We start from the raw sequence: 13,660 nt of genomic DNA, 5'->3' as shown, positions 1-13,660 counted from the left end.
CAGCGGCTTTCGGCCGGCCTCGCTGATGTCTGCTCTCTTCAAATGTCGAACCCAAAAGCGGAGTGTCAGGAAACCAAACCCAATCTGCCTGTGGAGACGGGCTTACGCGGCGACGGGAGACGTTTTCTCCTGTAGTAACCCCACTTGTGAGCAAGTAGGACGGAACCTGTCTATGCAGCCAACTGAGGTTTCCCGTGCTGTGGCCTCGGCCGTTTCGACCGCCTCAGCGCTTGGGCTGAAAGTAGATGACGCGGTCGTTCTCCAGAACTCGAACAAGCTCACAGTGCACCTTCTGCCCTGCGACTCGCTTGCCCGGATCGCCCCCCTGGCCCATCAAGTTGCGCAGTTCGAGATTGAGCTTGCCGGGCAGCTTGCTGAGACAGAGAGCCCTGCAGTTGCCCTCGAACCTCGCGTTCCGCCGCGCGTCTACGAGCGCGACGGCTTCGCGGTCACGTTCTGGTCTTACCACGCGTCAGTCACGCCAGCCATCGCCTCAGCCGACTACGGGGACGCGCTACGGCGTCTCCACATCGGCATGCGGAAGATCGACACCACGACGCCGCATTTCACGGATCGAGTTGCGGAAGCCCAGCGACTTTTGGCGAGCCGTCACCAGACACCTGAACTCCCAGATGCGGACCGGGAGTTTCTCAACGGCATGTTGAAGAGCCTCAAATCATCGATTGTTGATTGCGGTGCCAAGGAGCAGTTGCTCCACGGCGAGCCACACCCGGGCAACGTGCTAGGCACAAAGTTCGGGCCACTGTTCATCGACCTTGAGACATGTTGCCGAGGGCCGATCGAGTTCGACCTAGCTCACGTTCCGGAAGCGGTCATTGAGCACTATCCTGACGTTGATCAGGTGTTGCTTGGGAAGTGCCGTGCTCTCGTTCTGGTGATGGTCGCAGCGTGGCGGTGGGACGCGGACGACCAGTTCCCGGACGGCCGACGTTGGGCCGATCAATTCATCCGCACTCTACGCAAGGGCGCACCGTGGCCGTCCCTCGATGCGATGGCTCGGCATCTGGCTGATTTATAGTTTGTCGTAGTGAAGTGGCCGGTTTAGCCCGTCGCGTTCCAAAACCGGTCGGTCCGCTACCCACCCCATTTGATCCGTCTACATACCCCTTTGGTGCGGGAAGCTTCGAGGAGACCGCCGAAGGAGCTGGACGACTGAAATGGGCGCGTTTCGGCGCCATCGGCGCTTCGCTCTTGTATTGACCGCTACATTCAAGCCCGAGTGAGACTCATTGTCAGCGGTCCGCATGAGGCATTTCCCTGGAACCAAACGGGCCCGGCATCTTTATAGATTTAACGGGTAATTGTGCGGGGGCGCCTTTGAACAATTTTATCTCTGGCGGCCAAGCCGTGTTCGATTTCATGCCTGGGTTTGTGGCCATCCTTGATGGCCCTAGTCACACCTTTACTTATGTGAATGAAGCCTATCGCGACGTAGCCGGGCGGAGAGACTTTATCGGTCGGACGGTCCAGGAAGTGTTTCCGGAGCTGGAGGGACAAGGCTTTTTCGGGCTGCTGGACGAGGTCTACAGAACCGGCACGCCCTATGCCGCACGGTCGACGCCGATCGAGCTTGACCGCGACGATGGCAGTCGATTCATCGACTTCCTGTACAACCCCATCCGGAATGACGCGGGCAATATCACGGGGATCTTCGTCGGAGGATATGACACTACGGACGCGCGAAGGGCAGAAGAGCGCTGGCGCATTCTGGCCAATTTTAGCGAACGCCTGCGCCTGGCCGAGAGTGCTGATGATCTTCCATACGAAGCGGCCGAGGTGTTGGGAAAGGCACTCAACGTCAGTCGCGTCGGTTATGGCACCATCGATGATCCTGCCGCTACGCTGTTCGTTGACAAGGACTTCGCGCAACAGGGAATAGTGTCCCTGGCGGGCGCGACTCCCCTGCTCAACTATGGCTCATTCATCGAAAGCCTTCGCCGCGGCGAATTCGTCGCCATTGAGGATGTTCGCCTCGATCCGCGCACGTCGATGGCAGCTGAGGCGCTGGAGAGCAAGAGCGCACGCTCATTTGTCAACGTTCCGGTGCTCGAGCGTGGCAAGCTCGTAGCGGTGCTTTTCGTAAATGACGCAGACGTTCGCCATTGGCGTGCCGACGAGCTGGAGCTGATCAAGGAGGTCGCGGAGAGGACCCGCACTGCCCTGGAACGAGAACGGGATATTAAGGCCCGCCAACTCACTGAAAGCCGATACCGTACGCTGTTCGACGCCATTGATGTCGGCTTCTGCATCATCGAATTGAAGTTCGACGCCGACAACCGTGCCATCGACTATCGGCTGGAAGAAATCAATCCAGCGTTCGCTCGCCAGACCGCCCTGGAGGATGCTGCAGGCAAGTGGGTGAGTGAAGCCGCGCCTGGGCTGGAACGTCACTGGTTCGATCTTTACGGCAGTGTCGCGCAGACCGGCGAAGCGATCCGGTTCGAGAACTTTGCAGGTGTGCTCGGTGACGGCCGCTGGTACGAGGTCCATGCCTTCTCCGCCGGTAACCTGGGAGCGAACCGCGTTGCGGTTCTTTTCAACGACATCACCGCACGCAAGGTGGCCGAAGAGCAACTGCGGGAGCTGAACGCGACGCTCGAGGCCAGTGTCATCGAGCGAACGGCTGAGCGCAATCAGGTCTGGACACTTTCGCAGGACATGTTCGCCCGCGCCAACCTCCAGGGCACCATGTCTGCCGTGAGCCCTGGCTGGACCCGCGTACTGGGTTGGCAGGAAGCGGAACTGCTCAGCCGACCCTATGCCACATTCATGCACAAAGAGGACATGGAGCCCACTTTGACCGCGCTCGCTACGATGGGCGAAACCGGTCAGGCCACGCGCTTTCAGAACAGAATTTCCACGAGCGACGGGGAGTGGAAGTGGATCGAGTGGACGGTCGTTCCAGAGGCGGACGGTCAGAACTTCATCGCGGTGGGACGAGACCTTAGCGACGTGAAGGCGCGCGAAGGCGAACTCGCCGTGGCGCAAGAGGCACTGCGCCAGTCGCAGAAGATGGAGGCTGTCGGGCAACTCACCGGCGGTCTGGCGCATGACTTCAACAACATCGTCGCGGGCATAAGCGGCAGCCTCGAAATGATGTCGACACGGCTGGCACAAGGTCGTGTATCCGACATCGATCGCTACCTAACCGGAGCGGCTGGAGCGGCCAAGCGCGCGGCAGGACTGACTCAGAGGCTACTCGCATTCTCGCGACGGCAGACGCTTGAGCCTAAGCCCACCAACGTCAATAGCCTAGTCAACGGCATGTTGGATCTGATCAACCGCAGTGTTGGACCGGAAATTCACGTCGATACAGCGAGTGCTGCCGCTCTGTGGACGACATTCGTCGATGCCGGGCAGTTGGAGAGCGCTCTCCTCAATCTTTGCATAAATGCTCGCGATGCCATGCCCGACGGGGGCAAGCTGACCATCGAAACGTCCAACACATGGATGGACGAGCGGACGGCAGTGCAGCATGCAATGGCGCCTGGGCAGTACATATCGCTGTCCGTCAGCGATACCGGCATCGGGATGTCGGCGGAAGTGATCGAGAGGGCCTTCGACCCTTTCTTCACGACCAAGCCGATCGGGCAAGGTACGGGCCTCGGTCTTTCGATGGTCTACGGCTTTGCGGGACAATCGGGCGGCGCCGTTCGCATCTACTCGGAACTCGGGAGCGGGACGACGGTCTGCATCTACCTACCACGTCACGAGGGCGATGTGGTGGCAGACGGCGTTGACACGACCGCCGGGGAAGCCTCGAGAGCCGAATCCGGTGAAACGGTGCTACTGGTCGATGACGAACCGCTGGTCAGAATGATCGCTGGCGAGGCACTCGAAGAGTTGGGCTATCATGTCATCGAGGCAGGCGAAGGGGCAACTGCGCTGAAGGTTCTGAATTCCGACCAGTCCATTGACCTGCTGGTCACCGACGTTGGTCTCCCCGGCCGCATTAACGGTCGCCAACTGGCAGATGCAGCACGTGTAGCGCGTCGAGAACTGAAGGTCCTCTTCATTACCGGCTATGCCGAGAATGCCGTTCTAAACCACGGACATCTCGACCCGGGCATGCACGTGTTGACCAAGCCGTTCCAGATGGAGGTCTTTGCGCGTCGCGTAAAGCAGCTGATCTCTGGCAAATCCTAAAGAAGACCGGGAAACCAATTTGGCGCTTCTCCGCCTCGATCAGTGGTCGTTGGCTGGGTCGACCTGATGTCCGCTTGGGGAAATTGCGACGACTGTCGAACAGCCGGAATGGGGCACCCAAAACTGCCTTACACCCTGCGACCCATCTTGGTGTGCGGTTCCGTATAGTCGGACCTTATAGGCAGGTATTTTTCGCCTTCTTGAAACGGCGAGCGTGGGCGCTTCCTCAAACTTTCGGAAACTGGATCGACCACATCGTAGCTTGGCGCTGATTGCCTTGGCACCGGCCAATGTAATCTGGCATGAAGGTCGGTGAAATGCCTATAACCGCGCGCGCCTTTGTCCGATCGCAGATACTGTTCATCACCGTTGGCCTGTTGGCGCTCGCGGCAATCGTCGGCGTTGCATTCTGGCTGGGGGAACGTTCGGGCGAAATTGCCGGTGAAATCCTGGCGGCCCGCGACCTCAAGACTGCCGCGGTCGAGCTGGGTGCCCTGATGCAGCGCGCCGAATCCAGCCAGCGCGGCTACCTTTTCACAGTGAACGAGGTTTATCTCGCTCCCTACGATCTCGCCAAGGCTTCGGCCCTGCGCGGCGTCGAGGCGCTGCCGTCCCGGCTTAGGCCCTATCCTGACATGGGCCCCGCCGCCGAACGGCTGTCGCAGATCCTTGCCGACAAATTCGCCGAAATGGACGAGACCATTAGCCTGACGCGGGCCCGGAACACCGATGCCGCCCTCGACCTGGTTCTCACCAACCGTGGCAAGGCCCTGATGGACGAGGCCAACGTCTACATTACCGGCTTGAGCCTTGCAGCCGACAATCGCCTCGCCAGCCTGGTGGCCGAGCAGACCGACAATACGATATGGCAGCGCTTAGTCTCGGTCGTCGGCGCCCTGGTCGCCATCGCCTCGGCCGCCGCAGCGCTCATCACCATCATGCGTTATGCCGGCGAGTTGGCTCGCGCCCGAGACTCGTTGACTGCTGCCAACACTCAGCTTGAAACCAAGGTCGCCAGCCGCACCGCTGACCTAGCCAAGAGCACCGAGGAAATGCGCGCCGCAAAGGACAGGGCGGAAATGCTGGTGCACGAGGTCAATCACCGCGTCGCTAACAGCCTTGCTATGGTCTCCTCGCTAGTCGGCCTTCAGGCCAACGCCATCGGTGACGCCGCCACCAAGGCGGTGCTGGCGGAAACACAGTCGCGTATCCGCGCTATCTCGTTGGTCCACCAGCGGCTCTATAGCTCCGGAGATGTGGCCGAGGTGGCACTGGACGACTATTTGCGCAGCGTGCTCGACCAGTTCCAGTCGACTATCGGCGCCGATAGCCGCATCTCCCTCAGCTACCGGCTGGAGCCGATCTCCCTGCGCACTGATGCCAGCATCAATCTTGGTGTGATCGCCGCCGAATGGGTCATGAACGCCGCCAAATATGCCTATCCCGATCAGGCGGGGGAAGTGCGGGTGACCCTGAGTCGGCTGCAAGAAGGCAACGTGCTGCTCTCCGTCGAAGACGACGGCGTGGGTCGCGGCGACGGCTCGGCGAAGGGCACGGGCCTGGGCAGCCGGATCGTCAAGGCCATGGCGGCCTCGATGCGGGGCAATATCGAATATATTGATCGCAGCCCCGGCCTTTCTGCTCGACTGGCCTTTCCGCTCGCCGCGGCATGAATTGAATTGGCATAAGCCCCATCCGCCGCTATCAGTCGATCAACTGAGGGATGGTCTGCTGTGTGGATGACGACGAGGCAAATTGCCGCCGGGCTAACCACGCTAGCGTGGCTGCTTGCGCCCGCCGCCCATGCGCAGGACGATGTGCCGCCTGGCATCACCGAACCGTTCTCCCTTGCACCGTTCGTTCCCCTCGAGACGCTGTGCAGCACGCCGCCCGGCCTCCAGCATTCCCTTGCCTTCGTGCAGGACAATCGCCGCGAATTCATGGAAGGCGTCGGTTTCGGTCTTTCCCGTGCCGCCGCCGATAGCGGCCTTGCCTATAGCAACGTCCTCGCCAACGATGATGCCGCCCTGATGATCGAGCAAGTGGAAGCTTTGCGCGCCGACGCCGTCGGCGCCGTCGTCGTGGCCCCCATTGATCCGCGCTCGCTCACGCCGAGCCTACAGGCAATCATCGCCCAGGGTACTTACGTTGGCGCGGTAGTGCCGCCCCCGGCCGTGACCATCCTCAATGCCCCGCAATACCTCACCGGCAAAACGCTCGCAGAGGCAGCGGCGCGCTATGTCGAAGAAGAGCTCGGCGGGCAGGCCAAGGTGGTGCTCCTGACCCATGACAGCCTGCAATTCCTCGCGCCAAGATTCCGGGCCATGCGTGACGTGCTGGGCAATCTGCCCGGCGTCACCATTGTGGCCGATATTTCGCCAACTCCGGTCAGCGAGGAAGGTGGCTACGCCACCATGAAGACGATCCTGCTTGCTCAGCCCGATGTCGATGTAGTGCTGGGCGCCGATACGGTCGTGCTCGGCGCGCTGCGTGCACTCGTGGAAACCGGCAAGGTCCGCCCCGACCAGTTCCTCGGCGGCATCGATGGCGAGCCCGACGCCGTCGCGGCCCTCCAATCACCCGACAGCCCCTATAAAGCGACGGTCAGCCTCGCCTCGCCCATCTTCGGCTATGCGTTGGGCCGGTACGCCGCCGACTGGCTCTCCGGCAAATCGGTGCCCCAGGCCATGGACGTGCTGCCCTCCCTGCTGACCCCCGACAATATCGCCCAGTACCAGGCCGACCTCGCCGATCCGGCCCAGGTCTGGAACGACATCACGCGTCGCGACAGTTACCTGCGCATGTATGGCAGCATCTGCTATGATACCCGCGCGGGCTATCTGAACTTCGCCTGGTCGTCCGAAAATTAGGCCGAACATATTGGACATGGTGTTTTCCACCGACCCTGACCAGTCAGTTCCTCTCATTTGGCTGCTGGCCGGGTTCGGCACAACGACAGGATTGTGGGGGTACGCAACGTCCGCTTTCCTGCCCTGACAGCTGAAAGCGGACAGTCGCCTTTCCACCCCTTTTTTGACGCGGGCGAGACGGTAACCACACCGACCGCTTTTGGGAAATCGAAATGCCTGCCCGAACGGCGGGAATGGGCGCGTAGCCGACCATCGGCTCTCTTCAGATGCCTCTCGTCATGCCGCTTCCCAAACCCGATTAAGGATTCTCGCCGCGATTGCAGCTTTATCCTGAGGCAAGAAGCGCCCGTAGTGCTTGGCGACCATGTCGGGCGTGTCTTGGATTGCGTAGCTGGCCTGCTCATATGAACCGGTCTGCTTTAGGATGTGGGTCGCCAGTACATCGCGAACATTGTGCGGGCCATGCGGCAGCAAGCCCCGAATAGCGCCGCGCCGAGTGTAGGGATTGAAGATGCCATAGCGCTGGATAGTCAAGCGCCAGGCTTCGTAGAACGTGTTCTGGTTATAGGACGCATCGGCGCTCGTCCGCTTGACCGACTTCACGAAGAACGTGCCGGGATCAACGGCCTCGCCGAGCAGGCGGGCCCGGTGCCGGTCGAGGTACGCCTCTATCATGTCGTAGAGCCCGGCCAGGTCAGACAGCACCAGCCGGAAAGGCTTCGACCCGAAGAAGGAGGAGGTCGAGTTCTTGAAGGCGACAGCGGGTATCAATACTTCCCAACCTTGCTCGCGATCGCTCCACCGCAGCTCGCCGCGCTTTTTGTCCTCGAGGTGACGCTCCGATGTCGGCATCCGTCCACGCGGGCATACCAGGAGCTCGCGCAGGTTCCTCTGACGCAGCCCGAGGTGCATGCCGAGGCGAAGCAGCAGAAACGACCTGACGGCCTCAGCGGTAGCGCGCGGAAAGCGACGCTCGTCCGGCATCAGGCGCACGATCTCCTCGGTGATCTTTCGGTATTCTCCTACCGGGCTATCGGACTCGAGCACCGGCAGAATTGTCTCGAAGGGGTCGCGGTGGATGCGCGCGACGCGCTGGATTTCCTTGATCCGGTGCCGGGCATGCTTGTGGAAGCTCTCGCATGCCGCGTTCCAGTCCGAGCGTGCAGCGTCGATATCATCGTTGGAAATCAAGCCCGGGATAGGTTTGATGCGATCGGCCAGAGCCGGCGTCTGCCGTATCCATCCCGTGTCGGCTCGAGTCAAGCCCAGGACAACGCTGAGCATGTCGACTTCCCATTTGGTGTAGAATCCCCGCCTGCGCTCGCGCCATTGCAGGTACCAGTCCCATACGGCTGGGAACACCAACATGCCGAAGCACAAGCAATCCAACGGGACGCCGCAGCCCTTGACCGTGCTTCGGGGATCGGAGGCTAACGAACCAAACATGAGGCTTAGGTGCTCGACCTTCTGCGACGCCGTCTCCTCGTTCCAGACGCCGTTACGTTGGAAACCGAACGCGGTCAGGGTCGCCGTCTTGAAGCGCAGGAGCTCGTTCATTTCCCGATCCAGCGCCGCCGGCGCATCTACCACCGTAGACTCCAGTTCGGCATCCAGGTCGTCGAGGTTGATATCCAGATTGTCGTTGGCGATGACCGCCTTGCGCTTACGCCCGAGAAAGGCGGTAAATCGCACGGCATATTTCTGCTTCATGGCTTCGGCCTGGTAGCGGCGGTAATCCGTCGATCCGGTGATGATGACGCGGCGCACCCAGTTCAGGATTTCTTCTTGCTCCCCTTTCGATAGGCTGAGGAAGTCGTCGGGCAGATGCCACGCCAGGCGCCGCCGCTCATGTGCGGAAACTCCCTCGAGACCATGGCCGTATGTCGCCCGCCCTCGGTTCGGTATCTTTGATTTGAAGTAGCCCACGGGCAGTCTATAGCGGCGTTCGATCTTTGCCAGGACGGCCAGGCTCTGAACCGTGCGCGGCATCAATTGGCCGGTGCACCACTTCATCAGGGTTCGTTGGTCGCTGGCGTTGCCGTTTGCGTCCAATGCTAGGAACAGATGCCGGACCGTGTCGCCGTGGCGCTGCATGTGCAGGATCAGGGCCTCGGAGAGGGTCTCCGGCTCCTCCCATTCGGTCCACAGCGGCTCTGGGAATTCAACAATGACCTTCGGCTTCGGGCCCCGCTTCCGTTGCGCCGGCTTGTCTGCGGCGGCTGGGGGCAGGGCGCGCCGTCCCGATCGCGCTTTGGAGGTCTCTGCCCTTAAGATATTCTCCCGTGGTGTCCGAAGAGGCGGACCGACGTCCTGCATGGCAATTGCACGCGATACGGCGTCAAAGACCGGCTGGAGGTGATGACGGGCAATCTGGAGCCTTTCTTTCTCGACCCCGGCGGCGATGGCCACCTGCGCCCAGTCGATCCATCGGCCGCGATATGGCGGGAAGGCGAGTAACTCTAGGAGATCGGTGAGGTACCTGCACACCGCGAACCGTTCGCTTTCCTCGAGGACTTTCGTCAGGCGAAGGCTGCAGAAATCGGAGATCATTCTCGGGGTCAGGGCGGCTTTAGGCATCGGCATATTGCGTCCAAGATTTCGGGCGCGCACGCAATTGGCCGAGTCGACTTAAAAGAAACTTAAGCGACCGGGGCCAGGCGTTCTGTCGCTCCTAGCGACTACCCTACGCTCCATTTGGGACGTGCAGCCGGGAAGGCCGAAGGCGGACAAAACGGACCGGCAAACCGGTCGGCAGGGTGGGGCTGTACGGTATTCAGCAACGCGCCGATATCGGGTCCGGCAGCCTGCTTGAACGTCTTCCGAGCCAGCAACTTTCTTAGATACGTGTCCCATTTCTTCATCGCAGCGCGTTTCTCGGGAATGTAGTTCCAGCGATCGTAGCTCTTCGAGCTGACATCCTGCAGCGCATGGTTCTGGAGCCGATCGCGGATTTCCTTGGAGAGGCCGGCTTTGCCGGCAAGGGTTTTGAACGTGCGTCGCAGGTCGCGATTGGTGGCGAAGGGGATGACACCGCGGTCCCGTTGCCGCCAGACAAAGCTGTAGAGCGAGCCGTGGCTGACTGACCTTGAAGGGTCATTTGCCGATGGAAAATACCAGCCGTATTCGTTCGGGATGATGGATTCGATGAGTTCTGCTGCCAGTGACGGGACCGGTACAGCGTGCGGCTGGTCGTTCTTCGTCTTCGACCAGTCAATTATCTTTTCGGCAGCATCCCATTGATCCACATGCAGGCGGGCAATCTCGTCGACGCGCTGACCGGTTAGCATGATGAGCTGAATGGCACGAGGGTAGGAGGGGTGTACCGGAACGTCGGGGCAATCGAGCCACCAATAGAGACGGGAGAATTCGGCTTCGTCGAGCCATCGCGTGCCCCGCACCTTCGGCTCAGTCGGGATCGCGGCTGCGGGATTGAACGGAATACGGAACCGGCGAGGTGATGAGTTCCGATAGTCGTGTTCGGACTTCATGCCCCAGCTATAGGCGGCGTGGACATAACTTCTGACGTGGTCTGCCATGGAGCGGGCACCGCGCTCATAAATCGGCCGGATCAACTCAACAATCTCCTCGGGGTCGATTTCGCGGGCAAGGCGATGGCGGCCGAGGGTGTTGGCGATCTTGTTGAGACCCTTTTCTGTCTCCTTCCAGGAGGGCTTTCCCGCGGCCTTGAGGGCAGCCACATAGCCCCCGAAAAGGTCCTCGACAGTTCCGGCGCGGGCGTCGGTCGCAATCTTGATGCTTCGGCCCTTCTGGATGACCTTGGCGAAGTCGCGCTCGAATATCTCTCGCGCGGCCGCCAGAGACATCGAGGGGTAGGAACCGATCTTCTTCTTAAAGCGCTTCCCGTCACGCCATTGCTGCGCCATCCAGTCGGCGGTCACTCGGGTCGGCATCGGTTTCAGAGCAAGGATGAGACGGCCGGTGCCGTGCCCATCGCCATCAACCAGCGTTTCCTGTTTGCCGCTTTGTTCGGTCCGCTTAAGCGCGGCGCGGATCTCTCCATCGGCGATGCTCGGCATAGCTCGTTTCTCCCCTAGGTTGAGAGTTGGCTTAGCCGACGGTCGAGAGGTGGGTGCACCACTGAAAATGGAGTCGGCAACTGGGGTCTGTAGGGGTTTTGATCCCCCGAAAACCACCCCGAATCTGCCACGCTAACCGGGATTACGACAAGTTAAAAAATACAGCTGAATCAGTGTGATACAGCGTGATCTTGCGTGATCGAAATAGGCATTTTGGGGTGGTTGTGCACCAGGATCAGCGCGGTAGCCGATAGCTCGAGCGAGCGCTTGATCACCTCGCGCGGATAGACCGGGGTATGATCGACCGTGCCGGTCTGCTGCACTTCGTCGGCGATGAGCCGGTTCTTCTTGTCGAGGAAGAGAATGCGGAACTGCTCGATCGATTCGAAGGCCATCTGGCTGCGGCAATAATCGATCAACTGCGACCACGACGCCAGGATCGGCTGCTCTGCATCGATCCGATCGCGGCCGAAGCGGGCGGCGACGGCCTGGATCACTTTGATATGGGCTATGGTCGTCTCGCCCAGCCCCTTGATCTTGCCCAGGCGGGCCTCGCTGGCATTGAACACGCCGGAGAAGCTGCCGAATTCGCGCAGCAGGGTTTTGGCCAAAGCCTTGGTGTCGCGACGGGGGATGACCAACTGCAGCGCCAGCTCCAGCAGTTCGTAGTCCTCCAGCGCATCGCCGCCGATCCGCAGGAAACGCTCGCGGACGCGCTGGCGGTGGCCGGCGTGATCGTCGGCCTCGGGCGCGGGAAAGGCGGCCTCGGCGAGTTCGTCGGGCCGATCGCTCATCAAGCCGCCTCGGGCGCCATCGGGTTGAACAGGCCGCCGGGCGACAGCGTGAAGATCTCGCAGCCGGTCTCGGTGATGCCGATGGAATGCTCGCACTGCGCTGACAGCGTGCGGTCGCGGGTCACGGCGGTCCAGCCGTCGGAGAGGATTTTCACATGCGGACGACCCAGATTGATCATCGGCTCGATGGTGAAGATCATGCCCGGCTTGAGCGGAACGCCGGTGCCGGGCGTGCCGAAGTGCAGGATATTGGGCTCGTCGTGGAACAGCTTGCCCAGGCCATGGCCGACGAAATCGCGCACCACGCTCATGCGCTCGCCCTCGGCGATGGCCTGGATGGCAGCGCCGATATCGCCGGTGGTGTTGCCTGGCTTTGCCGCGGCAATGCCGGCGGCGAGGCCTTCGTAGGTGACTTCGATCAGCCGCTCAGCCTTGCGCGAAATTTCGCCCACCGGATACATGCGGCTCGAATCGCCGTGCCAGCCATCGACCACCAGCGTCAGGTCGATATTGACGATATCGCCGTCACGCAGCGGGCGCTCATCGGGAATGCCGTGGCAGACGACATGGTTGATCGAGGTGCAGAGGGAGTGGCGGTAGCCCTTGTAGAAAATGGTCGCCGGGACGGCGCCATTATCGCGGGCGAATTCATAGGCCACCTTGTCGAGCGTGGCCGTGGGCACGCCCGGCTCGACATATTCGGTGAGAATATCGAGCGCTTTTGCGGTCAGTGCGCCGGCCTTGCGCATGCCCTCGAAGCCTTCCGCGCCATGCAGCGGAATGACGCCGGCGGTGCGGCGGGCCTTGGCGGGCGCTTCGACAAAGGTGATCATCGGTAACTCCAGATATTGCAGCGAAAATAGTCGCAGTGAAGCCTGATGAAAAGGCCAACACGCTTGCTTGACGGCAGTATTCTGCGAGAGCATGTCTGGCACACAGCAAGCCCTCAGGAAAAATCCCGATGTCCGCAGATAGCGTAACCGCCGCCCTCCTCGTGATCGGCGACGAAATCCTTTCCGGCCGCACCAAGGACGTCAATATCGGCGCCACCGCCGATTTCTGCACCGATCTTGGCATCGACCTCAAGGAAGTGCGCGTCGTCAGCGACGAAACCGATGACATCGTCGATGCCGTCAACGCCCTGCGCGCCCGCTACACCTATGTTTTCACCACCGGCGGCATCGGCCCGACGCATGACGACATCACCGCCGACGCCATCGCCAAGGCCTTCGGCGTGGCCCTGCCGATCAACGCCCAGGCCCGCGAAATGCTCGAATCGCGCTGGAAGCAGACCGGCACCGAGGTCAACGAAGCGCGCCTGCGCATGGCCCGCATTCCCGAAGGCGCCGACCTGATCGTCAATTCGGTCAGCGCCGCGCCCGGTTTCCGCATCGGCAATGTGCATGTGATGGCCGGCGTGCCCATCATCATGCGCGCCATGCTCGAAGCCATCCTGCCCACGCTCAAGGGCGGCAAGAAGGTGCTGTCCGTGGGCATCAAGGCGGCCGTGGGCGAGGGGACCATCGGCGGCCCGCTCGGCGAATTGCAGGCGCAATATCCTGATGTGAAGATGGGCTCCTATCCGCAGATGGGCCACGACCGGGTCATGACCGAACTGGTTCTGCGCTCCTCCGACCCCGATCGCCTTGAGGAAGCCGCCGGCAAGGTGCGCGACATGGTCAGGGAAGCCCACCGCAAGGCCAATCTCGAAATGCCCGACGACGAAGCCTACTAGGTCAAGCGCGAGGGGTTCCCGGCCACCGGAAGAAATCCGCCGCCCAAACCTCCGCAG

9 protein-coding genes are annotated in these 13,660 nt (G+C 61.3%); 5 read left to right on the top strand and 4 right to left on the bottom strand.

The window, feature by feature from the left end:
- The first annotated feature begins 172 nt into the window (after window positions 1-172).
- From IM737_RS04260 to IM737_RS04245, 4 genes are all read left to right on the top strand, one after another.
- Window positions 173-1,039: an aminoglycoside phosphotransferase family protein gene (locus tag IM737_RS04260; RefSeq protein WP_236898590.1), complete on the top strand. Its 867-nt coding sequence runs from the start codon at window positions 173-175 to the stop codon at window positions 1,037-1,039.
- A gap of 299 nt (window positions 1,040-1,338) precedes the next feature.
- Window positions 1,339-4,167, top strand: coding sequence for a PAS domain-containing protein (locus IM737_RS04255; protein ID WP_236898588.1), 2,829 nt, complete (start codon window positions 1,339-1,341; stop codon window positions 4,165-4,167).
- A gap of 317 nt (window positions 4,168-4,484) precedes the next feature.
- A complete protein-coding gene (locus tag IM737_RS04250; protein WP_236898586.1) occupies window positions 4,485-5,840 on the top strand; it encodes a sensor histidine kinase in 1,356 nt (451 codons plus the stop codon).
- 66 nt (window positions 5,841-5,906) lie between these two features.
- On the top strand, window positions 5,907-7,037 hold the full coding sequence (locus IM737_RS04245) for a sugar ABC transporter substrate-binding protein (protein ID WP_236898585.1): 1,131 nt from the start codon (window positions 5,907-5,909) through the stop codon (window positions 7,035-7,037).
- A 276-nt stretch (window positions 7,038-7,313) separates the two neighbouring features.
- Here IM737_RS04245 and IM737_RS04240 read toward each other — a convergent pair whose 3' ends face one another.
- From IM737_RS04240 to map, 4 genes are all read right to left on the bottom strand, one after another.
- The gene (locus tag IM737_RS04240) at window positions 7,314-9,587 is read right to left on the bottom strand and encodes a hypothetical protein (protein ID WP_236898584.1); all 2,274 of its coding nucleotides are present in this window, start codon (window positions 9,585-9,587) and stop codon (window positions 7,314-7,316) included.
- Window positions 9,588-9,715: 128 nt separating this feature from the next.
- The gene (locus IM737_RS04235; protein ID WP_236898583.1) at window positions 9,716-11,074 is read right to left on the bottom strand and encodes a tyrosine-type recombinase/integrase; all 1,359 of its coding nucleotides are present in this window, start codon (window positions 11,072-11,074) and stop codon (window positions 9,716-9,718) included.
- Window positions 11,075-11,244: 170 nt separating this feature from the next.
- Complete coding sequence (locus tag IM737_RS04230; RefSeq protein ID WP_236898582.1) at window positions 11,245-11,868, bottom strand: JAB domain-containing protein; 624 nt, start codon at window positions 11,866-11,868, stop codon at window positions 11,245-11,247.
- Entirely contained in the window at window positions 11,868-12,701 is an 834-nt protein-coding gene (gene map / locus IM737_RS04225; protein ID WP_236898581.1) for a type I methionyl aminopeptidase, read from the bottom strand. Before map ends, IM737_RS04230 begins: the two co-directional genes overlap by 1 nt.
- A 128-nt stretch (window positions 12,702-12,829) precedes the next feature.
- Between map and IM737_RS04220 the strand changes: the two genes are divergently transcribed.
- Window positions 12,830-13,603 (top strand): competence/damage-inducible protein A, encoded by a 774-nt coding sequence (locus IM737_RS04220; protein WP_236898580.1) that lies wholly within the window; start codon window positions 12,830-12,832, stop codon window positions 13,601-13,603.
- The last annotated feature ends 57 nt before the right edge of the window (window positions 13,604-13,660 follow it).

The organism is Devosia sp. SL43 (assembly GCF_021729885.1).
Classification (GTDB): Bacteria; Pseudomonadota; Alphaproteobacteria; order Rhizobiales; family Devosiaceae; genus Devosia.
The sequence above is the reverse complement of the archived record's forward strand: the minus strand, read 5'-3'. Positions and strand labels throughout refer to the sequence as shown.